This window comes from Hymenobacter montanus, from assembly GCF_014699115.1.
Lineage (GTDB): Bacteria > Bacteroidota > Bacteroidia > Cytophagales > Hymenobacteraceae > Hymenobacter > Hymenobacter montanus.
Window position 1 is genome coordinate 59,863 of record NZ_JACXAD010000010.1, and the last position, 25,940, is coordinate 85,802.

The 25,940-nt window shown below is 58.9% G+C and carries 18 protein-coding genes; 6 read left to right on the forward strand and 12 right to left on the reverse strand.

From position 1 onward, the window contains the following. Position 1: 1 nt before the first annotated feature. Positions 2–442 carry a DUF2147 domain-containing protein gene (locus IC235_RS10515; protein ID WP_191005144.1) on the reverse strand — a complete coding sequence of 147 codons (441 nt, stop codon included), beginning with the start codon at positions 440–442 and terminating at the stop codon, positions 2–4. Positions 443–1,168: 726 nt separating this feature from the next. Next, a complete protein-coding gene (locus tag IC235_RS10520; protein WP_223847205.1) occupies positions 1,169–1,783 on the reverse strand; it encodes a C40 family peptidase in 615 nt (204 codons plus the stop codon). A 133-nt stretch (positions 1,784–1,916) separates the two neighbouring features. On the opposite strand from IC235_RS10520, the gene IC235_RS10525 reads away from it, so the two are divergent. Beyond that, positions 1,917–3,764, forward strand: coding sequence for a M61 family metallopeptidase (locus IC235_RS10525; protein ID WP_223847206.1), 1,848 nt, complete (start codon positions 1,917–1,919; stop codon positions 3,762–3,764). Between the two features lie 246 nt (positions 3,765–4,010). Here IC235_RS10525 and IC235_RS10530 read toward each other — a convergent pair whose 3' ends face one another. From IC235_RS10530 to IC235_RS10570, 10 genes are all read right to left on the reverse strand, one after another. Then, on the reverse strand, positions 4,011–5,960 hold the full coding sequence (locus IC235_RS10530; RefSeq protein ID WP_191005146.1) for a KUP/HAK/KT family potassium transporter: 1,950 nt from the start codon (positions 5,958–5,960) through the stop codon (positions 4,011–4,013). Between the two features lie 123 nt (positions 5,961–6,083). Next, entirely contained in the window at positions 6,084–6,815 is a 732-nt protein-coding gene (locus tag IC235_RS10535; protein ID WP_191005147.1) for a hypothetical protein, read from the reverse strand. 9 nt (positions 6,816–6,824) lie between these two features. Then, positions 6,825–7,454, reverse strand: a complete 630-nt coding sequence (locus tag IC235_RS10540; RefSeq protein WP_191005148.1) for an FKBP-type peptidyl-prolyl cis-trans isomerase — start codon at positions 7,452–7,454, stop codon at positions 6,825–6,827. A gap of 257 nt (positions 7,455–7,711) precedes the next feature. After that, positions 7,712–7,846, reverse strand: a complete 135-nt coding sequence (locus tag IC235_RS22465; RefSeq protein ID WP_262892815.1) for a hypothetical protein — start codon at positions 7,844–7,846, stop codon at positions 7,712–7,714. Positions 7,847–8,207: 361 nt separating this feature from the next. Beyond that, entirely contained in the window at positions 8,208–8,807 is a 600-nt protein-coding gene (locus IC235_RS10545) for a pseudouridine synthase (protein WP_191005149.1), read from the reverse strand. Between the two features lie 206 nt (positions 8,808–9,013). Beyond that, positions 9,014–10,279 carry an alginate O-acetyltransferase AlgX-related protein gene (locus tag IC235_RS10550; protein WP_191005150.1) on the reverse strand — a complete coding sequence of 422 codons (1,266 nt, stop codon included), beginning with the start codon at positions 10,277–10,279 and terminating at the stop codon, positions 9,014–9,016. Between the two features lie 12 nt (positions 10,280–10,291). Then, entirely contained in the window at positions 10,292–11,698 is a 1,407-nt protein-coding gene (locus tag IC235_RS10555; RefSeq protein WP_191005151.1) for an MBOAT family O-acyltransferase, read from the reverse strand. Positions 11,699–11,791: 93 nt separating this feature from the next. Then, a complete protein-coding gene (locus IC235_RS10560; RefSeq protein ID WP_223847207.1) occupies positions 11,792–13,315 on the reverse strand; it encodes an exonuclease domain-containing protein in 1,524 nt (507 codons plus the stop codon). 337 nt (positions 13,316–13,652) lie between these two features. After that, positions 13,653–14,126 carry a PA2169 family four-helix-bundle protein gene (locus IC235_RS10565; RefSeq protein WP_191005152.1) on the reverse strand — a complete coding sequence of 158 codons (474 nt, stop codon included), beginning with the start codon at positions 14,124–14,126 and terminating at the stop codon, positions 13,653–13,655. 96 nt (positions 14,127–14,222) lie between these two features. Next, the gene (locus IC235_RS10570) at positions 14,223–15,416 is read right to left on the reverse strand and encodes an AI-2E family transporter (RefSeq protein WP_191005153.1); all 1,194 of its coding nucleotides are present in this window, start codon (positions 15,414–15,416) and stop codon (positions 14,223–14,225) included. Between the two features lie 181 nt (positions 15,417–15,597). On the opposite strand from IC235_RS10570, the gene IC235_RS10575 reads away from it, so the two are divergent. The 5 genes from IC235_RS10575 (at position 15,598) to thrS (ending at position 25,781) form a co-directional block, all read left to right on the forward strand. Beyond that, positions 15,598–17,535, forward strand: coding sequence for a DNA topoisomerase IV subunit B (locus IC235_RS10575; protein ID WP_191005154.1), 1,938 nt, complete (start codon positions 15,598–15,600; stop codon positions 17,533–17,535). Between the two features lie 965 nt (positions 17,536–18,500). Continuing rightward, entirely contained in the window at positions 18,501–21,230 is a 2,730-nt protein-coding gene (locus tag IC235_RS10580; protein WP_394355264.1) for a DNA gyrase/topoisomerase IV subunit A, read from the forward strand. A 105-nt stretch (positions 21,231–21,335) separates the two neighbouring features. Further along, positions 21,336–22,331: a tetratricopeptide repeat protein gene (locus tag IC235_RS10585; RefSeq protein ID WP_191005155.1), complete on the forward strand. Its 996-nt coding sequence runs from the start codon at positions 21,336–21,338 to the stop codon at positions 22,329–22,331. Positions 22,332–22,520: 189 nt separating this feature from the next. Next, a complete protein-coding gene (locus IC235_RS10590; RefSeq protein WP_223847208.1) occupies positions 22,521–23,630 on the forward strand; it encodes a tetratricopeptide repeat protein in 1,110 nt (369 codons plus the stop codon). A gap of 219 nt (positions 23,631–23,849) precedes the next feature. After that, complete coding sequence (gene thrS, locus IC235_RS10595; protein ID WP_191005157.1) at positions 23,850–25,781, forward strand: threonine--tRNA ligase; 1,932 nt, start codon at positions 23,850–23,852, stop codon at positions 25,779–25,781. Positions 25,782–25,940: the final 159 nt, after the last annotated feature.

Below are 25,940 nucleotides of genomic sequence, written 5' to 3' on the forward strand. Positions count from 1 at the left end.
ATTATTTCACCCGGGTCCAGGTCTGCGACTTGCCGATGAGGGAGAAGCCAATGTAGCCTTTCACTTCCATGGTGTTGGCATTCTCCATCTTCATGTAGCAGGAGTAAGTTTTGCCGCTTTTGGGGTCGTAAATTTTGCCGTTATCCCACTTGTTCTCGTCGTCGTACTTAAAGCCTTGCATGAACACCAAGCCCAGCAGCGGGCGGCTTTTGAGCTTGGGGTCCGGGTTTTGGGCATCGGTTTTAGGCTTGCCGGTAGCGGGGTCGTTGGGCAAGGTCAGGGTCACGATTTTGCCGCATAGGAGGTCGCCGCATTTGTAGATTTCAAACGTAGCCTTCTTCTCCGAGTTCGTCCAAATCCCGAGTGGAGACATGGTTTGGGCGGAGGCCATGCGGGCAATGCCTAGCACCAGGGCAACAAATAAGAACAGTGTTTTTTTCATTTCCTAAAGGAGAGAGTTGGTTTTGTGGAAAAGGTAAGGAAAATTCCCGGAGCACCTACCGGCAACCTTCAGCCCTTTATGGCAAGTTTACGGCCAAGTTCGGGCCACCCGCCGGATTATGGGCAGTAGCGTCCTAGCGGGCAAAATAATTAAGCCTGGGAATCAGGTTGCAAGCCCCAATCAAGGTCAGTTTGACCGAAATAAGGGCCCTGAACTTTGAACCTTCGTGCCGGCTATTAACTTTACCGTCCAGTAGTGAGTGCTACGGCCCCGTTCAAGCAACCCTAATGTGCTGGGCCGCGCGAGCGGGGTTATGTCGAACGTAAAGAAAGGAGGTACAAAATGTCTAGTAGTCCCAAACAAATCCTGCCAAGCCTGTCGAATGTCGTACGCTTCACCGCAGTACGCGCCTAACAACAGCTTCGTGGGGTAGCTCCTAAGGCTTCCCACATTCGGCCAGGTCTTACTCTTGAAAGTGACGCCGGAACTGTACCCCAGTTGCGCCGCTTGGTAAGATTTGAAGGATTAGATGCCCGGTTTGCCCAGCTGCCCTTTAGTGGGATGGCAGAGGCGGACCGGGCATCGTTGCGTTAGCGGTAGCGTTAGTACAAGAGCCACCGGGCTCATCGTGTGGGGGCTTGGGCCGGGCCCGCCTCGCCGCCGCGAAACCAGTTAGCTACGGGCCCAGCCGCCCGCCAGCGTCATTTCCCCTCCGCACCCGCCGCGCTAGGGCGTGGTGTTAGGGTCCGGCTCCAGCACGCGCCGTACCTGCATAAAGCGCCGCTCGTAGTCGGTGCCTTCCACTTGGCTCACCTTCACCCCGGGCTCCCGCCGGGCCGAGGAGGCGTGCACGAACCGCAGCGGTACCTCCCCCCGGTCCGACACCACAATGCCCGCGTGGCCGGGCGTAGTGCTGGTGGTATCCGTGCCCGTAAAAACCACGATGTCGCCGGGTTGGGCCTCGTGGCGCGCCACGGGCCGGCCCACCCCAATAAGCAGCGCCGTGGAATGCGGCACCGCTATCCGAAAGCGAGCAAACGTGTACCGGATAAACCCGGAGCAGTCGAACCCCGTGAGCGGGGAGCTACCGGCGTAGGCGTAGGGCGTACCCCGCTGCGCCAGCCCAAACGCCACCACGCTATCGGACCGGGTTGGGCCGCCCGGGGCTTGAACGTCGCCGCGCAGAGCGGCCCCGGCCGAAATCGACCTGGCGGGCGCGGCCGTTGGTTGTGTCGAAGTTCCCGCCGTCCGCCGGGAAAGGGACGCCGGCCGATTCAGTCGGGGCAAAATCAAGACCATGGCCGCCGCTAATCCCACAAAAACCAGCCATACGAAGCGCATACTTATTCTACTTGCCAGGCCGGCGCCGGTACGGTTAAGCGCCACCCTAACCTCAACGTCCCAAGGGGTCGCTAGGTTGGAGCGCGTAGCGCGGGCTTACTTTGCGCCCCTGATTCATTTTAACTGTTTGTCAATGCTCAGAAAATCAAAAGTACACCTTTGCTCCGTGGCCCTGGCGCTGCTAACGGCCGGCCCGCCCGCTAGTGCGCTCCCCGTGGCCGTGGCGCCCACCCTGCGCTACACGCTGGCCATGCCCGCCCCCCAAACCCACTACTTCGAGGTAAAAATGGAGCTGGGCGGCTTTCCGGCCGACTACACCGATGTGAAAATGCCCGTGTGGGCCCCGGGCTCGTACTTGGTCCGTGAATTTGCGAAGAATGTGGAGGGATTACAGGCGCGCACCGCCGCCGGCCAGCCCCTGGCCGTGGAGAAGATCAATAAAAACACCTGGCGTGTTCGCCACCCTAAACAGGCCAGCTTCCAGCTCAGCTATCGGGTTTACGCCTTCGAGCTCACGGTGCGCACCTCTTTCGTCGACGCCGACCACGGCTACCTGAACGGCAGCAGCGTATTCATGTACCCGGCCGAGAACAAGGGACTGGGCAGCACGGTGGTAGTGCAGCCGGCGGCCGGTTGGACGCAGGTGAGCACCGCCCTGCGCCCGGGCCCGGAGAAATTCACCTACAAGTCGGCCAATTACGACGAGCTGGCCGACTCGCCCATGGAAATCGGCAACCAGAAAGTGCTGGAGTTTACGGCCAATGGCACCCCGCACCAGGTAGCCATGTACGGCACTTACACCGTTGACGAAACCAAGCTGGTGGCTGATCTGAAAAAGGTGTGTGAGGAAGCCCACCGCGTGGTCGGCCAAAACCCGCTCGACCACTACCTGTTCATCGTGCACAACCTGGAGCGCGGCGGGGGCGGGCTTGAGCACCTCTATTCAACTACCCTGCAAGTAACGCGCACCGCGTACGGCACCGAGGCCGGCTACAAGTCGTTTCTGGGCCTGGCGGCGCACGAGTACTTTCACCTCTGGAATGTGAAGCGCATCCGCCCGGTGGCCTTGGGGCCGTTTAATTACGACCAGGAGAACTACACCAACATGCTGTGGGTGAGCGAGGGCATGACGGAGTACTACTCCAAGCTCATCAACGAGCGGGCTGGAGTTCTCACCCGCGACGAGTACCTGGGCAAGCTGGGCAATGCGATAACGGAAGTGGAAAATACCCCCGGCAACCGCATCCAGTCGGCCGCCGACGCCAGCTTCGACGCCTGGATTAAGTTCTATCGCCCCAATGAGAACTCCAGCAATGCTCAAATTAGCTATTACTCCAAGGGCGACCTTATTGGCACCGTCCTCGACCTGAACATTGCCGAGGCCACGAAAGGAGAGAAGCACCTCGACGACGTGTTCCGTCTGCTCTACGACACGTATTACAAAAAGGCCGGCCGAGGCTTTACCGACCAGGAATTTCAGGATGCCGTGGCCACCGTCGCGGGTCGTCGCTACGACGAGTTCTTCCGCAGCAGTGTGTACGGCACCAAGCCGCTCGATTATGCTACTGCCCTGGGCTACGCCGGGCTGGCCCTCAGCAGCGCTCCGCTCAGCCCCGACGGCACGCTGGGAGCGACGCTTTCGACCCGTACCGGCCGGTTGCTGGTGGCCGGGGTAGTGCGCGACGGGGCGGCCTGGACGGGCGGCCTCAACGTAAACGACGAGATCCTGCAAATTAACGGCGTCGCGCCCGGCGAGGGAAACCTGGCGCCCGTGGCGGGGGCCAGCAGCGGTACGCTGGAATTGAAAAGTGCTCCGGCGGGTACCGAAGTCACACTCCAAGTGCGCCGGGATGGCCTCACGCGCGACCTGAAGCTGAAAATGCTGGCTAACCCCGACCGCAAGTTTAAGGTGCAGCCCCTGCCCAGCCCAAGCGCCGCCCAGCAGCGCGTGCTGGCCCGCTGGCTGGGGCCCACCAAGTAGGCGCAGGTACGCATAAAAAAAGCTCCTTGCTACCAGCAAGGAGCTTTTTTTATTATTCGAGGGCTAAACCTAGAGCCATTTTCCGGTTCGTGTCTATAACGTCTGGCTCCCCTCTCCTGCGGCTTCGCGCATGAAGCGAACTGGGGTCGGGGGTGAGGTTTTCAGCCGCTGAGTCCTGAACGCTGACCTAATAATTGCTCTAAATAATTCGGCTTAATTTATTAAATGCCGGTAGCCCCGCGGGGCTTATCGAATGCGCTTCAGGGCCACTTCGCGTACGGGCGCAATCACCAGCGGCACCTTCTCGACCTTCACCGACGAGGTATCAAGCCCGAAATACTGGTCTTCCGAAGCAATGAACTGGCGGATGTAGAAATACGCCTGCATCACCAGCTTCTCGACGGTGGGGAAGTCGTTTTCGACGCTGAGGAATTTCTCCAGCACCACGAAGCGGAAGTCACCGGTTACGTGCTGCTTGTTCAGCGATTCGTAGCGCGAGGTGATGTCGACCTCCTTGTTACGCACCAGGTCCTCGATCACCTTGCGGAAGTAGAGGTTGATCCGCTGCTGCACCCGGAAGCCCAGCCGGAAATTGATGCGAAACACGTCGTCGGGCGCGACTTCGGTCACTTTGTACTCCATGGTGTACGGTTCATCCGTGGTATCGACGTGGATAAACCAGTAGATGTCAGCTCGTTTCGGGCGCTTTTGGAAGATGGAGTAGATAATTTTCTGCTCAATCTCCGAGCTGCGCTCCGCTGAGGTGAGAAACACCAGGTGGGTAGAATATTTGGGGATGGATTCGTCGTTGCTAAGCTGCTTAAGGGCATCCACGTAGGGTTGGAGGCGCACGAATTCGGTAAGGCGGCGCTTAATGTAGAAGGCTTTGAGCCACACGTACATTATGCCCACCAGCGTGCCGCCAATGGCCAACGACACCCACCCGCCGTGCGGGAACTTGCGCATGTTAGCAATCAGGAAAGCTCCCTCGATAAGGCCATATACTGCCGCGAAACCAACGACCAGGGGAACCGCAACTTTCTTTGAGCGCAGCCATACCGTGAGCAGAATGGTCGTCATCAGCATGGTTAGGGTGATAGCCAGGCCGTAAGCCGCTTCCATGTTGGTTGACTCGCGGAAGTACAGCACCACCCCGATGCAGCCCAGCAGCAGCAGCCGATTCATGCTCGGCACGTAGAGCTGCCCCTTCACGTCGGTGGGGTAGTTGAGCTTCACCTTGGGCCACATGTTCAGGCGAATGGCCTCGGCAACCAGCGTAAACGAACCCGTGATAAGGGCCTGCGAGGCAATAATGGCCGCAATGGTGGCGATGCCGATGCCAATGAGCAGGAACCACGAGGGCATGAGCGCATAGAACGGATTGCGGCCGTCGAGCGGCTGGCCCTCGTGCTGCAGCAGCCAAGCGCCCTGGCCCAGGTAGTTGAGCAGGAGGGTGCTTTTTACGAAAATCCAGCTCAGGCGAATATTGCCTTTGCCACAATGGCCCAGGTCGGAGTACAGAGCCTCGGCTCCGGTCGTGCACAGGAACACCGACCCCAATAGCCAGAAGCCGCCCGGGTAGCGCACCAGCAGGTCATAGGCATAATACGGATTAAAAGCCTTGAGAATAATGGGGTTCTGGATGATCCAAGCAACGCCCAGTACGCCTAGCATGCTGAACCACAGAAGCATGATGGGCCCGAAGGCCTTGCCCACAATCTGCGTCCCAAAGCTTTGCAGCAAGAACAGCCCCGCAATAATGCCAATGACGATGGGCACCGTGGGGATGTGGGGCGACACGGCCCGCAGCCCCTCAATAGCCGAGGCCACCGAGATGGGTGGCGTAATCACCCCGTCGGCCAGCAGCGCCGAGCCCCCAATGATGGCCACCGCCGACAGCCAGGCTCCCCGCCGCCGCACCAGGGCATAAAGCGAGAAAATGCCGCCTTCGCCGTTGTTATCCGCATTCAGGGTCAGCAGCACGTACTTGACGGTAGTTTGCAAAGTCAGCGTCCAGATGACGCAGGAAATCCCCCCCAATACCAGATGGGCATCAATCAGGTCAGGCACCCGGCCGCTCTTCAGGATGGACGACATCACGTAGAGGGGCGAGGTCCCAATGTCGCCGTAAATAATGCCGAGCGCAATGAGCAGCCCGGCGCTGGAAACAGCGGTGTGCGAATGTTTAGAATCCATGCGGGATGTTAAAGTCGGTACTCAGCGGTTGAGGGCTACAAAGAAACTGCCGGGGCGCGAAGGTAGCAGCTAAGCCAGCGGAATACACTTGAAATACACTTACGGCGACGGCTAAAAGCGGCGCTAGCCGACCGGTAGCGAATCATCAGCCGAATTTGGGAGGGCTGCCTCCCCGGCCCCTTGAGCCGCCTGCGCCGCCAGGCGAGTCGCCTCATCGGCGGCGGCGAGCAGCGCCGCCGCCTCCTGCGCGGCCTGGTCGTGCACCCGGAAGATGCGGCGGTTGATTTCCGCCGTCAACTGCTGCCAGGGTGGGGTTTCGCCGGGCAGGGCGAAATTAACCATTTCGCGGCCCAGCCGGTACAGGCGCAGGCGGTTGGTGCCGCGGTGCCCGTAAGCCAGGAGCAGGGCCGTCAGGGCCATACCCAACATGGCTGGCCCGGTGCGCAGCCAGTTTTGCAAAAAGGCAATCATGACCGCTGCCAAGCCCAGCCCACCCAGCAGGTACCACAAAATCCAGCGCACGGGCGTGAGTTCGGCGCGTTCTAATTCCAACAGCAAAAACGACTGTCCCCGCACGGTGAGCATGGTTTCGGTCAAGCTTACCCGCCCATCGGCACTGTGCAAGGGCAGGAGCGGCGGTGGGGACCCCCCGGCCGGGGGGACGGTGCCTTCGCCCGGGCCGGGGACCTCAAAGGTAGCCCCGGAAGAAGCTTCCGGGGCCACAATTGGGGCGTTGGTTGATAGCTGGGCTCCGGCGTCGGTCGCGGGCTCAGCCAGGGCCAGGGTAAACGTCGCGGGCGCCCAGGTGGGCGCGGCAGTGCGTGTGAACGCGCTGGCTGGTAGCGGCAAAGCCACGGCCGCTGCTCAGTTATTCACTTTTACCAGCTCCACATCAAAGATGAGGGCCGTATCGCCGGGGATGTCGCGGCCCGCCCCGCGTTTGCCATACGCCAAGTCGGAGGGGATGTAGAGGCGGTACTTCGAGCCTTCGGGCATGAGTTGCAGCGCCTCCGTCCAGCCGGCAATCACGCCGTTAACGGGGAACGTGGCGGGCTGGCCGCGCTGGTAGCTGCTATCGAACACGGTGCCGTTGATCAGGGTGCCGTGGTAATGCGTGGTTACCGACGAGCCCAGGGTGGGCTTGCGGCCGGTTCCCTGCGTGATTACCTCGTATTGCAGGCCGCTGGGCAGGGTGATCACGCCCGACTTGGCGGCATTTTGGGCGAGGAAGGCTTCGCCTTCGGCTTTGTTGTTATTCATGGCGTTGGGGTCTTGGTCTGCTTGGTCATCATCGGCACTCATTTGCGCCTGCAGTTGCTGCATAGCGGCCTGCATCTGCTCCTGGGTCATGCGGCTGGGGAGGCCTTGGAGGCCTTCTTTCAGCGCCCCGGCCAGGGTGTCAACGTCCAGTTCAAGCCCCTGCTGGGCGAAGTTGCGGGCCAGGTCGCGGCCGATGATGTAGCTCACTTGAGCTTGGTGGGAATCGAGGTTCATAAAACCAGGGGGTGATAGGGTGAAGGGGTGAATGCGGAGTTGGCTCGCTGCCGGATTGAGGCAAGGTGAGCCGCCACCAGCTGCCAGTGGAAGCCCAGCCGGACGGGTTACGCCGTTGTCGAGGCAAAGTTCCAAAAGCCGGGCCGAACCCAAAAACCCGGTCGGAATGGCCGCCAGGCCCACCAAAAAAGCCCGGCTAGGCGGCCGGGCTTTTACTGAATTGTTGGCTGCGGGAGCAGCAGGGCGATAAAACGAGGCTAGCAGTAGAGATGCTGGTCGTCGTCGCCGTGAAAGAAGAAGGTCAAGTCAAGGTCGGCCAGTTTGGCAGCCAGGTAGCTCACGCCACCTAAAAGCAGCAGCGACGAAAACGATAATGCGGTGGTCTTTTTCATGAATAAAGAGGAAATGACCTAAGTGTAATTCCTGGGCAAAGATACGACAAATAGCGGAAAGTGTTATGCATGCATCACGATTTTGCCAGAAATAATTCAAATGAAGATCAGAGGCTCACAAAATACCGGTCGAATAGGTGGCTTTGAATTCCTCGTCTGATGCTGCCTTACGGGCCTACTACTCAAAAGCTTGTTCAGAGCGTACGCCCGTAGCTCGTCGGGTCGGGAGGGCCGCTGCTGATTGAAGGCCATCTTGGGCATTCCCTATAACCAGGAAAGCCTGATGTTTTTGCCTTGCTCTTGCCTAAGGCAAGGTTGCCGGAGCGAGCCCACTGAGCTTTTTGTGCGAAAGAGACCGAGCCTACTCCAGTGTCGAAGCTGCTGACAATAACGGTTGCTCAACGCCGAAATCAGCTACTTCGACCACTGCGCCCGGGGCCAGGTTGCCCAACTGCATGGCGCCCACCCGCACCCGGATCAGGCGCAGGGTAGGGAAGCCCACGGCCGCCGTCATTTCTCGGATCTGTCGGTACTTGCCTTCGGTGAGGGTGATGGACACCCAACTGGTGGGCCCGTGCCGGTCGTCGCGGATTTTGCGAGTACGGGGCGCGAAATCCGGCGCCGGGTCCAGCCGGGCGGCCGCGCAGGGGCTGGTCTGGTACCGCACGTTGTGAATGCCTATTTCGACGCCAGCCCGCAGTTGGGTAAGGGCCTCGTCATCGATGAGCCCATCAACCTGGGCGTAGTATTCCTTTTCAATCTTCTTGCTGCGGACGTATTCGCTCATCCTGCCATCGGTGGTGAGCAGGAGCAGGCCTTCGCTGTCTTCGTCGAGGCGGCCAATGGCCATAATGCCGACGGGGAAATCGTGAAGCTCCCCCAGCTTCCTCTTTTTCGGCTCGCCGACGAATTGGCTCAGGTAGCCATAGGGCTTGTGGATGAGAAAATGGCGGTGGAGCACGACAGTGGGCTGGAATTATATAGCGGCAGGCCCGGGTTTAACGAGGCGTAATTCGGATCCGGTTGGGGTAAAATTACCCGCGTACAGGAGTAGTCAGCTGTAGTCGTTCACTTACCCTGCGTAGCATTGGTTTGTATAATTCTACGATTGTATTTGTTAATGCGACCTTGGGTGGCATGATGGCGGAGAGTAATTCGTGAAATGCATTAGCGCTGAGCGAAAGGTGCGACGGTGAAGTTCCACCGCTTGAGACTATCCGCGATAATTCGGGAGGCCAACTGCATGCCTTTGGGCGTCCAGTGAGTGTCGGCGGCGTAGTAGTAGAGGGTTTTAGGTTGTGCCTGCGCTGCTTCCCGCAAGCCTTGGCTCAGGTCTACCACGTGTACGCCGTGCTGTTGTAAGGCCTGATTAAGCCCGGTAATATAATTAGTGCGGGGAGTCAGACCAGGCGGGAGCCGATCTGGGTAGACTACACTTTTTTCGGGAGCGACGGTGAAAATAAGGTGTTGTCCGCGCCCCTTAAGTTCCTGATCGATTGCCGCAATGTAAGTAGCAATGCTATCCAGCTCGCTTTGCGACGTTTTTCGCGGCCGGATGGCTTCATCCGAGCCTAGAAAAAGCATGGGCGCTACACCGGCTGGCAAGTCGCGTCTTCCCAGGATGATGAGGTCGGTATGCTTTTTTAGCAACGCCCACTTAATCTCTTTCTGTATTTTATCCATCAGGGGCTTTAAGAGCGAACTACCGCTCAGATACACGTCGAGATTAGCTGGCCATAACAACGACTCCCGCCATTGCCAGCGATGCTGGTCTGATAGACGGAGTGATTTTCTCCGTTCAGACAGCTCGGTAAATGCATCAATTTTAGCACGTTGAGTGCTCTCCCAAATCACTAATTTTGCCTGGCGATAAGGTGCAGGCTGGTCTTCCAGGAAGCGAGCCATTGTCAGGGTTCCTCTTCCTTCGATGGCCTGATTGCCAACCGATAAACCAGTTACGCGGGCCAGGCTATCCGCGAACGAGTTATTATTAGAGAAGGAATCTCCGCATAAAACGGCGGTGAATGGTGCTGAGGAGCGCACGATACGAAAACCCTGCTCATCGGTTTCAAGGTAGACGGGGGTGCTGTCCTCGGCCGCCGAATAGTAGCGGGACAGGCTAGCTACGCCCAAGTCGCGGCCTAAATCGCCTTTGGTACGGGTGAAATCACGCTGAAGGGGCTGATTAGGAGATTCATTTAATTCCCGAGAACCTTGAAAAAACTGCCAGCTCTTGGGGCGGCGTTGCCAGGGCCTGGCTAGATTATCAAATAAGACCAGGCTAAGCCACAGCGTTCCACTTACGATTAATACTAAGCGAATCCCCGTAGCAGAGCCTTTTGGGCTAAGCGCCGAGTGGTCAGCAGCATGGTAGGGAGGACCAAAAAATATCGCTCGGGCTCGCGAGTAAAACCTATTCCAATGACGACGCACGAAAAAAACTTATTAAAACTGGAAGTAGAGGAACGGGCTATTTTGGCGGGTCATAATCAAGATGATGCTGCCAACCAAGCCGAGGCCATAAACCATTGCCGTGCGAAAATTCAAGCGAACCGGCTGGTTCCATAGATTTGGATAGGTCATAGAAACTACTGTCGCGAATGCCAAAAACAGCAGGCTGATCGGACGCGCTAAGTGCAGCGGAGTAATTGGCTGGTTGCCTGCATAGCCGACCATGTTGCCCAGGATGCGCAGGGCAATGTTAAAGTCGGTAGCCCGGAAAAATACCCACCCCACGAGTACCAGCAGGAACGTTGCGAATCGTTGGCCCCAAACGGGCAGTTGTTTCAAGGGGTGACGTACTCCTAGTGCCCGCTCAATGGCTTGCAATACCCCATGGTAAAGTCCCCAAAAGATAAACGTCCAGCCCGCGCCGTGCCAGAGCCCACCCAGCAGCATCACTAAAATGAGGTTGAGGTAGGTGCGGTACTTGCCTTTGCGGTTGCCACCCAGCGGTACGTATAAATAATCGCGCAGCCAGCTGGACAGGGAAATGTGCCAGCGCCGCCAAAAATCCTGCACGCTCGTGGACTGGTAGGGCGAATTAAAATTCTGGATGATTTCAAAGCCAATCATCAGGCCCAATCCCACGGCCATATCAGAATAGGCCGAGAAATCGAAGTAGATCTGCATGGTGTAAGCTAAGCTGCCCAACCAGGCGTCGAGTACCGTCGTGCCGGTCTTGGCGTTGAATACGGCGTCGGCTAGGGGAGCCACGTTGTCGGCAATGACGAGCTTTTTGAGCAAACCGGTCACGAAAAAAACAATTCCCACCGCAAACTTGCCCTCCGAATGCTCCCGGTCCTTGAGCTGACGGTCAAGGTCCACGTAACGCATGATGGGCCCCGCGATAAGATGCGGGAACAGCGAAATGAAGCAAAAGAAATCAATGATATTATTGGCCGGCTTTACTTCCCGGCGGTAAATATCAATGGTATAGGATAACGACTCGAACGTGTAAAAGCTGATGCCAATGGGTAATACCAGGTTGGCCAGGATGGGAGCGTAAATAGGCAGGTGCAGCCAGGTAAAAATGCCGTTGAGGGTACCGGCAAAAAAATTGTAATATTTGAAGAAGCCAAGCACCGACAAGTTTACGATGATGGTCAACGTCATCAGCAGCTTGCGTCGGCTTTCGGTCTCGGCCCGGTACAGGTGTTTGCCAATGACGTAGTCCGAAGCCGTCGAGGCCATCATCAGCAAGCAGAAGAGGGGATTCCACCAGCCGTAAAAGACGTAGCTCATCACCGTGAGCCAGGCATTGCGGGCTTTGATGGTCCGCAACACCCCGTAATAGACACCGAGTAAAATTGGTAGAAAAACGAACAGGAAAACGTAGCTGTTGAAGAGCATAAAGAAAGCAAGCGCTGGATCAACGCTTCCACAAAACTACGATGGCAAGCCCAACCGCCGCCCATGAATCGTTCGTCGGGGGCCGCACCCCCCTTACCCAAACACCTTCACCCGCTCGCCCTTGTGCTTGGTTCGCAGGTGCTGCCGGATAATCTGCTGGATGTCCTTGTTGTCGGCATACGGCTGAATCACCTCCCGGAAATCAGCCAGCTTGCGCGCCGAAAACGTCTCGTCGACGTACCCGAAACCCTGGTAGCGCCCGTTCTCCACCAGCACGATGCTCTTTTCCAGCTCGGTGCGGCCGGCGCCGATCACGACGAACGTTTCGTGCTCGTAGCTGATGCTGTCGATGGCCTCGTCGACGCGTAGGTTATAGCTCTCGGGGGGCTCCTGGCCCACGCAGGCCCCCTGGCAGCGGTGCACCTGATAGTCGAAGCAGCCACCCTGCGTTTTGTAGAGGCCGCAGAGCTTCTGGCAGAGGTTGTACTTGGCTACTTTATGGTACAGGAAGCCCTGGGCCTTGAACTGATTGCCAAGGGCAATGATGGGAATTTCGGCGTTGCGGGCATCGGCCCGGCCGTAGGCCAGGCGCTTGTAGCCCTGTTCGTCGATGCGCAGGTAGATGCCGGCCGGGAACACCGAGCGCCGTTGCTGCCGGTTGTAGGCGGGCTTTAGCTGCTTGATCAGGTGCGACTCATAGAGCAGCGCGACCAGCTCCGAGCCGGTTAGCTCCCAGGTGATATCGGCGATGGAGTTTTTGAACTCCAGGCTCTTGCGCGACTTCACATCCACGGCGAAGTGCTGCTGAATGCGCTTGTAGATGTTAATGCTCTTGCCCACGTAAATTACCTCGCCGGCCTCGTTGTGGAAGTAGTACACGCCCGTGGCCTGGGGCAGGCTAGCCACCAGGGCCGGCGATACGAGCGGCGGTATCAGGGCCGTGCGGATGGCTTCCTGCACGGCGGCCACGCGCTTGGCGGAGGGCGCTTTGGTGCCGTCGGGCCGTCGACCAGCCGGGGCCAGCGCATCCACGCGGGCCAGGGTATCGGCTTCGGGCGTCCCGTTTGGCCCGGCCTCGCTCTCCTGCGTAATTTTCAGGAGCCGGCCAAAGAGCAGGGCCGTGGCGTGGGCGTCGCCGGCGGCCCGGTGCCGGCCTTCGAGCGGAATGCCGATGTTCTGGCAGAGTTTGCCCAGGCTGTAGCTGGGCTGACCGGGAATGAGCGACCGGCTCAGGCGCACGGTGCACAGGGTTTTGCGCGAGTAGTTATAGCCGAGATCAGCAAACTCCTTTTTCAGAAACGAGTAATCGAACCGCACGTTGTGCGCCACAAACACGCAGCCTTCGGTCATCTCCACCACTTTGCGGGCCACCTCGTGAAACTTGGGCGCGTCGCTCACCATATCGTTGGTGATGCCCGTGAGTTGGGTGATAAAAGGCGGGATGCCCCGGCCGGGGTTGAGCAGGGTAGCGTATTCATCCACGATCTTTTCGCCGTCGTGGAGGTAAATGGCTATTTCGGTGATGCGGTCCTGAGTGGGCTGCCCGCCAGTGGTTTCAAGGTCGATAATGGCGTACAAGGCGCGGCGAGGGAAGGTGGTCGGTAAGAAAGCTAACAAACGTAGCCCGGCATAAGGTTGCGGCACTGTCAACTTTGAGGTAACCGCTAGCGCAGTGGGCTTTTTGCACTTTCACCAAGGTAAGCAGACTGGCAGAAAACACGCGCTTTTTCTGAACCATCTAAACCATTAGCACTGGCACTGGGATGGGTGTTCCTTAGAAGGCCGTCGTGCCCTTCAAGAAATAAAGCTGGTTTGCCTGAACTAGGGGTGAGGGGCCTTACGGGCGCGGTGGCGCAGTCTGCCCGCCGTTCTAGCCACTCGTAGCCGCACCGGGCACCACATAAAAAAGGCAGCCCCAAAAGGGCTGCCTTTCACGATTGGCTGAGCGCCGGTACTATTTCGCTTGTGCTTTCTGTTGAGTTATCCAGTTTTTGGCTTGCAACACTTGGCCGTGCTGTTGCTGAAGCACGCTTTGAACCTCAGCGGGCAGGTTGGCCGACTTGAGGGCCGTTTCGTACGCTTGCAGGGCTACGGAGTCGCCGGTTTCGCACTCGCCCAGAATGGCGGTGTCGTTTTGGCCGGTGATGGCCGATTTGATGTTGATCCAGCCGTGGTGCACGGCGGCGGCGGCATCGGTGAGCAGGCCTTCAACAGTGTTGGTATTCTCGATATTCAAGCCAAGCTGGCTGGCTTGCTGGGTCAGCTCCGACGCAAACTGAGCCCGCTGCTGAGAAAGCCGGCTTAGTTCTGATTTCAGTTGGGGGTTGCTTACCCCTTCGGCGGCTTCCTGGTAGCCCTTGGCGCCGGTTTTGTTGATTTCGACCAGATCGTTATAAGCGCGGGCGGCGGTTTCGGTGTTCGTAGTCATGGATTTGTAAGAATTATATGGAAAGAAAAGAATGTAGGCTAACGTATACTGCCAAGGGGCCGCCGTGGTTGCATTAAAAAGGCTGGCGGGCCCGGCTCAGATCCGCTTGAGCATGTGCCAGAACTTGCTCAGCAAGCCGGGCTTGTCGTCGGATTTGTCTTTGGGGGTATCCTCGCCGTCGGTCACGTCGCCGAGCAGGAAGCCCCAGGGTGCCGTGGTCTTGTTCGCGTCGAATACCACCTTCAGCACGGCAATCAGCGGAATGCTCAGAATCATCCCCGGCGTGCCCCACAACTCGCCGCCGAGAATAAGGGCTATGATGGCCGCCATGGGGTTAATGCTCACCTTGGAGCCGGTAATGGTGGGGGTAATGAAGTTGCCTTCCAGGAACTGCACGAACACGAACACCCCCACCACGCCCGCCGCCTTCGCCGGGGAACCCGTTTCTACCAGCGTAATCAGCGCCGGGATGGTGGCGCCAATCATAATGCCGATGTAGGGAATAACGGCGAGTACGGAAGCGAAAATGGCAAAAAAGACCGCGAACTTCACTCCCAGCAGCAGCAGGCCGATGGCGTTGAGCACCGACACGATGACGATGACCGTGAGCAGCCCGGAGATGTACGCCTGCACCACTGTCTGAATGCTGTCCATGGTGTGCAGCACGCTCGTGCGCTTATCCGGCGCCACAAACCGGAACATGAACTGCCGCATGTGGTCGCGGTAGTACAGAAAGCAAAAAATGTAGATCGGAATCAGGGTCAGCACGCTCAGCACGCCGGCGGTAGTGCTGATGGTACTGCCCAGAAAGCCGCCGGCCGACTTCTTGGCCGAGCTCAGCGAGGAGTCGATGAGCTCGTCTTTACTCATCACCCGCATCCCAAACCGGTCGTGCAGCCACCGCTGGCCCTGGTCCAGGAATACCACCAGCTTCTGCTGAATCAGGGGCAGCTCCGCTTTCAGATCTATTATCTGGGTGCCAAACACAATGAACAGCCCCACGATGCCGCTTACCAGCAGGAAAATGGCGGCGATGATGGCTAGGGCCCGGGGCCACCGCCAGCGTTCGAGCTTAGTGACCATGGGCAGGAGCAGGGTGGCGAGCAGGGCCGCAAAAAACAGCGGCAGCAGAATGCCGTCGAGCCGGTGCAGCACAAACACCAGGAGCGACAGCCCAATGAGCAGGAAGGTGTAGTGCACGGCCGGCGCCAGCTTGGCTTCGGGGGCCGCCGAGGGTTGCTGGCCAGGGTGGGAGCGCGGCGTTACTCGGTTGAGGAGCGGAGGAAACATGCGAGAGAAGAGAAGAAGAGGAATGTGGCGGGCCGGATCCCAGCGGGTGAACCCCGGCCTCCTAAACGGTGTTGAAAGCTAAACTAATTAGCGGGGCGATACTAAACAAACTGGCAATATTTCTTGCCCCCCCGCTTATTTCTGCGTTATTTTACCGCAAAACTGGACAACAGTTGCCCCAATGAACAAAGAACTATTGACTGACGCTCCGGAAGTACAGACGAAAGTCGCCGACCACGGCTATAATGAAGACAGCATTCGCTCGCTGGACTGGCGCGAGCACATCCGCCTGCGGCCCGGCATGTACATCGGCAAGCTGGGCGACGGCTCCGCGTACGACGATGGCATCTACGTGCTGGTGAAGGAGGTAGTCGATAACTGCATCGACGAGCACGTGATGGGCCACGGCCGGACCATCGACATCAAGATTTCCGACTCCCGAGTGCAGGTGCGCGACTACGGGCGCGGCATCCCGCTCGGCAAGGTGGTCGACGTGGTGAGCAAGATCAACACGGGCGGCAAATACGACTCCAAAGTGTTTCAGAAATCGGTGGGCCTCAACGGGGTGGGCACCAAAGCTGTGAACGCGCTGAGCGGCTACTTCCTGGTGCAGAGCGTGCGCGATGGGGTGATGAAGTCGGCCGAGTTTGCCCAGGGCAAGCTGGTGCACGACCCGAAGCCGCAGAAAACCAGCCAGCGCAACGGCACACTGGTCGCCTTTCAGCCCGACGACACGATTTTCAAGAACTACCGCTTCATTCCGGAGTACCTCGAAAATCAGATCTGGAACTACGTCTACCTCAACGCCGGGCTGACCATCAACTTCAATGGGCAAAAATACTACTCCGAAAACGGGCTGCTCGATCTGCTCGCCCGCAAGGCCGACGTTGAGCACCTGCGCTATCCCATCATCCATCTGAAAGGGCCGGACATTGAGCTGGCCATGACCCACGGTAACGACTACGGTGAGGAGTACTATTCCTTCGTGAACGGGCAGTACACCACCCAAGGCGGCACTCACCTGGCGGCTTTCCGCGAGGCGGTGGTGAAAACCGTGCGCGAGCACTACGGCAAGGAGTACGACGCGGCCGACATTCGCGCGTCCATCATCGCCGCCATTTCGGTGCGGGTGCAGGAGCCCGTGTTTGAGTCGCAAACCAAAACCAAGCTGGGCTCAACCAATATGGGCGAAGATGGCCCCACGGTGCGGGGCTTCATCCTGGACTTCGTGAAGGAGCAGCTCGACAACTACCTGCACAAAAACCCGGTGGCCAAGGAAAACCTGCGCAAGCGCATCGAGCAGAGCGAGCGCGAGCGTAAGGACATGGCGGGGGTGAAAAAGCTGGCCAACCAGCGCGCCAAGAAAGCCAACCTGCACAACCGCAAGCTGCGCGACTGCCGCTTCCACCTGGGCGAAAACGCCAAGGATGGGGCCGAAAAAGAGCTGCTCACCACGCTCTTTATTACCGAGGGCGACTCGGCCTCGGGCAGCATCACTAAAAGCCGCAATGTGGAGCTGGAGGCCGTGTTCAGCCTGCGCGGCAAGCCACTGAACTGCTTTGGGCTGAAAAAGAAAATCGTGTACGAAAACGAGGAGCTCAACCTGTTGCAGCACGCCCTCAACATCGAGGAAGGCATCGAGCACCTGCGCTACAACCGCGTGGTGGTGGCCACCGATGCCGACGTCGACGGCATGCACATTCGCCTGCTGCTGCTCACCTTCTTTCTCCAGTTCTTCCCCGATCTGGTGCGCAACGGCCACGTGTTCATCCTCGAAACGCCGCTGTTTCGCGTCCGCAATAAGAAAGAAACCATTTACTGCTACAACGAGCAGGAAAAGCAGGCCGCCATGCGTAAGCTGGGCCGCAATCCCGAAATCACCCGTTTTAAGGGCCTGGGCGAGATCTCGCCGGAGGAGTTCGGCAAATTCATCGGCGAAAACATCAAGCTCGAGCCAGTTATCCTACAATCCGACCGTAGCATTCAGCAAGTGCTGACGTACTACATGGGAAAAAACACCCCTGACCGTCAGAACTTTATCATTGATAACCTGCGCCTTGAAAAGGATTTGATAACCAGCGACGTGCTCCCCGTGGCCGAGATAGTGGAAACCGAATAGAGCGGGCGACCAAGGCCCGTTTGGTAACTACCAAACGGAGCCTTGGTTGTCTAACCAAAACCGCGCTTATCATTCGGGTCAAATAGCTGATCATGGGTCTATTCGAAAGCGCTGGTCCTGTGGGGTAGCTTGCTCAGGATAATAGTCTGCGAAGCGTGAACGGAGCTTTCTGCTTTGCTGCGCCCGCCAGGAGCTAGCATTCAGGCTTGGGCGAATCGGCACTTAAGCAATCGAAAGGCTTTGCTCAGTAAACTTTAACGGACCAGAAAATTTCTGGCCAAGATTCAATTTAATCATAGAAAGTAACAAAAGATTGCTTTTGAACGGGTTAACCTGGTAGAGTGAACGAAAAAGAAAAAAAATTACAAGCTTTTGGGCCCTGAATTTTGGTCATGTTTAATTTTCTCCGTAGGTTTGAATCGCCGCCTAGGGGTAGACTAGTCGGCACATTCCGGAAAAGCCCGAGCCTTTGGCTCGGGCTTTTTTTGTTTTTATCAAAAGAATCTGCTGCCAAGCTTTAGGCCGAGGGGCCGATAAAAAGTTTGGCTATTATTTTTAGTTTGCGTGCCAATGAATAATTGCCGTAATTTGAAGGATTAGCCGCTTTGTATTCCTGACCCAAGCGGGCCTGGCTTACCTGATGGCTAAATATTTTGGGAACTTTCCGGCCCGGCTACTGATTGTGATTTACGGCGCTCCGCGCTGATTCTGGTATTTTTGACGGCAGTTCGCCGACTTCTTTCGTTTCCCTCGTGGCTACTCTCGATACTCCCACTCCCGATTCTTCCGACCACCATTATTTGCAGCCCGGTGATTCGGTAGATTTTGACCTAACGGCTTCCTCGTCCGCCGGGGCCGACCCCGAAGAAGCTACCAGTTCCGCGGACCAGGACCAGGCCGAAGCCGGCGAATTAGCTGCGGCGGCCGACTTGTTCGGTGCGGTGGCCCCGCCTGCTCCCGAATTAATCGTTGAACCCGAAACCGAGGAGGAGCCCAAGTTTGCCCCCGGCGAAACCATTCACGACGTGACCACGGTGAAGGGCATGTACCAGAACTGGTTTCTGGACTACGCCTCCTACGTGATTCTGGAGCGGGCCGTGCCCGCCCTCGAGGATGGCCTCAAGCCCGTGCAGCGGCGCATTCTGCACGCCATGAAGGAGATGGATGATGGCCGCTTCAACAAGGTGGCTAACGTCATTGGCCAAACCATGCAATACCACCCCCACGGCGACGCCAGCATCGCCGACGCTATGGTGAACCTGGGCCAAAAGGACTTGCTCATTGAAACCCAGGGCAACTGGGGCGACGTGCGCACCGGCGACGGAGCCGCCGCGCCCCGTTACATCGAAGCCCGCCTGTCGAAGTTCGCGCTCGACGTGGTGTTCAACCCCGATACCACCGAGTGGCAGCTGAGCTACGACGGCCGCAAGCGCGAGCCCACCACGCTGCCCGTAAAGTTCCCGTTGCTGCTCGCCCAGGGCGTAGAAGGTATTGCCGTGGGCTTGAGCACCAAGATTATGCCCCACAACTTCCGCGAGCTGTGCAAGGCTAGCATCGACGTGCTGCGGGGCAAAGACGTGCAGCTGTTTCCGGACTTCTCGACCGGGGGCCTGTGCGACGTGACGCACTACAACTCGGGCATGCGCGGCGCCAAGATCCGCCTGCGGGCGACTATCGAAAAGGTCGACAAAACCCTGCTCATCATCCGCGACATTCCCTACGGCACCACCACCACGGCGCTGATGGAAAGCATCGTGAAGGCTTCGGAAGCCAACAAAATCAAGATTAAGAAGGTGGTCGATAACACGGCGGCCGCGGTGGAGATTCAGGTGCAACTGCCCGCCGGCGTCTCGCCCGACCTGACCATGGACGCGCTGTATGCCTTCACCGACTGCGAAATCAGCATTTCGCCCAATACCTGCGTCATCATCGACGAGAAGCCGCGCTTCGTGGGGGTGGAGGACGTGCTGCGCCGCAGCACCAAGGCCACGGTCCGCCTGCTGGAGCGCGAGCTGGAAATCCGCCAGGATGAGCTGCACGAGAAGTGGCACAACGCTTCCCTGGAGAAAATCTTTATTGAGAACCGCATCTACCGCAAGATCGAGGAATGCGAAACCTGGGCCGACATTCTCGAAACCATTGACAAGGGCCTTAAGAAGTTCGTGCGCATCGCCGGGGAGAAGGCCCGGGCCGACGACCAGCGCCTCGTGCTGCGCCGCGCAATTACGGAAGACGACCTGACGCGCCTGACGGAAATCCGCATCAAGCGCATCTCCAAGTACGACGGCTTCAAGGCCGATGAGTACATCCAGCGCCTGGAGGCGGAGTTGGCTGAAGTGGCCGACCACCTCGCCAACCTCACCCGCTACGCCATTCACTACTTCGAAGGTCTGCTGAAGAAGTACGGGGCCGGGCGCGAGCGCAAAACCCAGCTCCGCACCTTCGACGTGGTGACGGCCCAGAAAGTAGCCATCGCCAACCAGAAGCTGTACGTGAACCGCGTGGACGGTTTCGTGGGGTATGGCCTGAAAAAAGACGAGTTCGTGTGCGACTGCTCGGATTTGGACGACATCATCGCCATTAAGCGCGATGGCACGTTCACGGTGACGAAAATTGCGGAAAAAACCTTTGTGGGCCGCGACATCCTGCACGTGGGCGTTTACAATAAGAACGACGACCGCCTGGTGTACAACATGGTGTACCTGGATGGTGCTTCGGGCATCAGCTTCGCCAAACGCTTCCTGGTGTCGGGCATCACCCGCGACCGAACGTACGACCTGACCAAGGGCACCAAGGGCACCAAAACCCTGTACCTGACCGCCAACCCCAACTCGGAGTCGGAAATTGTGAGCATTCAGCTCAGCGACAAAGCCCCCGCCCGGGTCAAGCAGTTCGACTTCGACTTTGCCGAGCTCAGCATCAAGGGCAAAGGCTCCATGGGCAACATCGTGACCAAGCAGCCCATCAAGAAGATTACGCAGAAAACCCTGGGCGATTCGACCCTGGGCGGCCGGGAGATTTTCTTCGATAGCGTGGTGGGCCGCCTCAACACCGCCGGCCACGGCCGCTACCTGGGCACCTTTGATACCGAGAACACGGTGCTGGTGGTGTACAAAGACGGCAGCTACGAGCTGAAAGCGCCCGATCCCGCCTTGCACTTCGATGTGCCCAACATGCTGCTGCTGCGCAAGCTGGAAGCCGACACCGTGGTGAGCACGGTTTACTTAGAAGGAGAAACGAAGGTTCACTACGTCAAGCGTTTCCGAATTGAAACCAGCACGCTCGACAAGCGCTTCGCCTTTATCCCCGAAACCAAGGGCTCGAAGCTGCTGGCCGCAACCGCTCACCCCGAGCCGCTGGTGGAAATCAAAATTCAGCGGGATAAAAAAGCCGACAAGGAAACCGAGAAAATTGCCCTGCACGAGTTCATCGACGTGAAAGGCTGGAAAGCAATGGGCAATAAGCTCAACTACTTCAAAATCCACGCCCTGACCTTGCTCACCGACGAAGGGCCCGAGCCGCCGCGCCGCGAAGTAGCCAAGCGACGGGCAACCGCGCCCGCGTCCAAGCCGGGCGAGAATGGGAGTGCGCGGCCGCGCCCGGAGCCGACCGGGGCGGTCGACATCACGGCCGAGGAAGTAGCCCAGGCCCGCGAGCTACTCAAGCGGCCCAAGGCCCAGTTGGGCTTATTTTAAGGGATAAAAATGAGCGGTGACATAGTTAAGAGCGGAGCGAATGCCAACTTTAGGTCGGCGTTTCCGCCGCGCTCTTAACTCCGCTCGCTCCGTTTCTTTGCCCCTATGCTCGTTGTAATCCAGTTGTGCCTTACGCTCGTTCTCCGGCCGTGGCGGTGCTGGGTAGTGGGGGGGCTGCTCTGGAGCCTGGCGGTGCCACCCGCCGCCGGGCAAATACGGCATCGCCCGAACCACGTCGCGGCTCCCGTCGCCAAGCCCGCCAGCAAAGCGGTGCCCGCCGACCCGCCGGCCGTACAGGCCAAACTGACGCGGGCAGCTAGCCTCAGCAGTGAGTTTAAAGACTCCGAAGCGCTGGCCCTGTACCAGGATGTGCTGAAAACCGTGCCCAGCCATTACCTGGCTTTGTGGCGCGCCGCCGTGCTCAGCGTCCGAATCGGGGGGCGCTACTCCGACGAAACCCGCAAGGCCGCGTACTTCGACGCTGCGCGTCGATACGCCGAACGGGCCCTGCTAATCCAGCCCGAAGGCGGCGAAAGCAACTACGCCGTGGCCCTGGCCTTGTTTAACCAAGCCTCCCTGTACCGGGCCGGGGCCCGGCTCCTGGCTTTTCGCAACCTGCGCTCGCACGTGTACCTCGCCACCGAACGCCGGCCCGATCTGCCGGAAGCCTGGCAGCTGCGCGGGCGTTGGCAGTACCGCGTGGCGCACTACAACTTGCTCGAGCGGGTGTATAGCAAGCTCGTGCTGGGCGGCGTGCCCGAGGGGGGCAGCAGCCGCGAGGCAATGGCGGCCCTGGAGAAAGCGCGCCAGCTGGCTCCGCAAAATATCCAGTTTTGCTACGACCTGGCCCGGATGTGTCGCTATCAGGGGCGCCGCCAGCGCGCTATCGAAGTGCTGCGGGAAGCCGAGAAGATTCCGCCTGTTACCAGCGAAGACTTGGTCGTAAGCCGACTTTGCCGCCAAATGCTGCCGCCGCTCCTGCGCGCGGCAGCCCGCCACCAGCGCCGAAACCCGGCTCAGGAGGAGGCGCCCACCGTCAGCCCCGACCCGAATGGCCCGAAGCCGCCGCCGGATACCCTCGGCAAAAAGGAAGCCCGGTGAGCTTGCCCGCACTGCTCAGTTACGGAGCTGAAATCAGCACCTACTACGTTTGCTACGAACGCGTTGTAAGCACCAGGCTTTGCTGGACCATAGCCGGCCGAGCCGGTATCTTTTTTCTTTGCAGAAATAATCGCTTTCTCAATGGTTTATTTTCGGTTATTCCCGCTTCTTGCAACGCCGTTGGTGCTGATGGGGCTAGCGGCTTGCCATTCCGAGCCGGCCGAGCGGCCCGATACGCTCGTGAACCTAGCCACGGTGCAAAGCGGCCCGCGCGTGCAAGCGGATGAGCTGAATGGTGCCCTGGCCCGGGAGCCGCGCAATAAGGCTCTGTTGGCCCGCCGCGCCACGTTGCGCTTGGCCGCCAGCCAGCCGCGCGCCGCCCTGACCGATATAGAGGCAGCCCTGGAAATCGACGATGCCGATAGCCGCCTGTATTTTCTGCAAGCGCGGGCCTTCCGGGCCCTGAACCAGTTGCAGAGTGCGCTGGCCGCGGCCCGGCAGGCTGCCGAATACGGTTATTCGGGGCCGGAATTGCCCTTGCTGGTGGGCGAAACCCACCTCGCGGCGCATAATTACGCCGCCGCCCTCGACAACCTCGATCGGACCCTGCGCCTCGACCCCAACCAACCCGCGGCCCTGTTTTATAAAGGCCTCGCTTACGCTGCCACTGCCGACACAACTACTGCCGTTCAGTATCTACAGGATGCGCTGGCCCAGGACCCGCGCGAGCCCGAAATTCTGCATCAACTGGCGTTTCTGCTGAATGCCTGGCGGCTGCCCAACGATGCCGCTCGCTACGCGGCCCTCGGCATGAAGCTCGACACTACCTCCGGCTTGTTGTGCTACGACTATGGCCGCCAGCTGGAGCTGCGGGGTAGCCAGGATAGCGCCCTGTGGTATTATCGCCGGGCCCTGGCCCTGGACACCACCGTCTACCGCGCCGATTACCGCCTAGGTCTGGCCGCGGCCAAAGCACGTCAGCCGGTCGCGGTTATTCAGCACATCAGCCGGGCGCTGCGCCGTAACGCGCGCCTGCCCCAGGCCCGCGCCCTGCTCGCGGAAAACCTGGAAGCGCAGCATCGGCTTAAGGAAGCGCTGGCCCACTACCGGTTGCTGGTCGCCGAAAACCCCGGCAATACGCACTGGACCTTCAAGGTCTGGAAAACCAGTGAGCTGGTACAGGCTCAACTGCCTGATAGCTTACGGACCACGCCGCGCTATTATTACCGCCAGCCGTGGACCCCGCCCAAGCGGAAACCCGCATTGCCGGCCCCGCCCTTGCCGCAACAACGAGGGTAGCCCATTCTCAGCGAAAAGAAGACCGTGGGCATGAGGCAGCATTGGCAGCGCCGACGAAAGCAGCGCCGAGTTAATTTTAGGGCGAGCTAACAACCCCATACCGCCGCCGATATGCAGGAAAATTGGTTGGGGGCCGCGGCCTGGCCCGCATAGTTGCGGATTTACTTATTTCGCGACGCGTAACTTGCGCCTCCTTTGCGCACATCGCAGGCAATAATTATGCTTAACATTACCCTCCCCGACGGCTCGGTTCGCCCGGTCGAGTCCGGTACGACTGGCTACGACCTGGCGGCCAGCATCAGCGAAGGCTTGGCCCGTAATGCCCTGGCCGTCCGCGTCAACGGTGAAGTTCGCGACTTGCACCGTCCGTTTACCGAAGATGCCTCAGTCGAAATCCTGACCTGGAACGATGAAGCCGGCAAAGCCACGTACTGGCACTCCTCGGCCCACCTCATGGCCGAAGCCCTCGAAGCCCTCTACCCCGGCGTGAAGCTGGCCATCGGCCCGGCCATCGAAAATGGCTTTTACTACGACGTCGATTTAGGCGAAGGCCGCAGCATTTCCAGCGAAGACTTCCCCGAGATCGAGAAGAAGATGCTGGAGCTGGCCAAGCACAAGAGCCGCTACATCCGCCAGGAAGTTTCGAAGGCCGACGCCATTGCGTATTTCACCGAGAAGCAGGACCCCTACAAGCTGGAGCTGCTCGAAAACCTCGAAGACGGCCACATCACCTTCTACACCCAGGGTGGTTTTACGGACCTTTGCCGGGGCCCGCACATCCCCGATACCAGCACCATCAAGGCGGCTAAGCTCATGAACGTGGCCGGGGCCTACTGGCGCGGCGATGAGAAAAACAAGCAGCTCACCCGGCTCTACGGCATCACGTTTCCCAAGGCCAAGGAATTGGCCGAGTACCTCGAGCGCCTGGAGGAGGCCAAGCGCCGCGACCACCGCAAGCTGGGCAAGGAGCTCAAGCTGTTCGCCTTTTCGGATAAAGTAGGAGCGGGGCTGCCCCTGTGGCTGCCCAAAGGCACCGCCCTGCGCGAGCGGCTGGAGCAGTTTCTGCGCCGGGCCCAGGTGAAAGCCGGCTACCAACCGGTCGTGACGCCGCATATCGGGGGCAAGGAGCTGTACGTGACCAGCGGCCACTACGAGAAATACGGGGCCGACTCGTTTCAGCCCATTAAGACGCCCAACCCCGGTGAGGAATTCTTCCTCAAGCCGATGAACTGCCCGCACCACTGCGAAATCTACAAGACCGAGCCCCGCAGCTACCGCGACTTGCCCGTGCGCTACGCCGAGTTCGGCACGGTGTACCGCTACGAGCAGAGCGGCGAGCTGCACGGCCTGACGCGTGTGCGGGGCTTTACCCAGGACGATGCCCACATCTTCTGCCGGCCCGACCAGGTGAAGGACGAGTTTAAGAAGGTAATCGACATCGTGCTGTACGTGCTCAAAGCCCTGGACTTCCCGGACTTCACGGCGCAGATCTCGCTGCGCGACCCCAACAACAAGACTAAGTACATCGGCTCCGACGAGAACTGGACCCGGGCCGAGTCGGCCATTCAGGAAGCCGCGCTGGAAAAAGGGCTCAACACGGTAACCGAGTTAGGGGAGGCCGCCTTTTACGGGCCCAAGCTCGACTTTATGGTCCGCGATGCCATTGGGCGCCGCTGGCAGCTCGGTACCATTCAGGTCGACTACAACCTGCCCGAGCGGTTTGAGCTGGAGTACGTGGCCTCCGACAATTCGCGGCAGCGCCCGGTGATGATTCACCGGGCCCCTTTTGGTTCGCTAGAGCGCTTTGTGGCCGTGCTCATCGAGCACTGCGGCGGCAATTTCCCGCTGTGGCTCACCCCGGAGCAGTTCATCGTCTTGCCAATTTCGGATAAGTACCTCGACTATGCCAACGAGGTAAAAGCCCAGTTGGAGCAGCACGCACTCCGCGGCACCGTCGACGCCCGTGACGAACGCATTGGCCGCAAAATCCGGGATGCCGAAATGGGCAAAATCCCGTATCTGCTGGTAGTGGGTGAGAAAGAAGCCCAGGATAACATCATCTCCGTGCGCAAGCATGGCGAAGGCGACTTGGGCTCGATGGCCTTGGAGGCTTTTGTGCAAAGTGTGCAAAGCCAGATGACCGAAGTGTAAAGCCGTACGGGCCGCTTTCGGTGGGGGAGTGGTTGAATGATAAGTGCCGGCCGCCGTCGTGCGCCTTCAACAACTCCTCTTCCACCCGTCAGTATTACTATTTTGGGTGAGCTTGTCTTTCCCATTATAAATGCCGATATTTGCCCGCTGATTACCAGG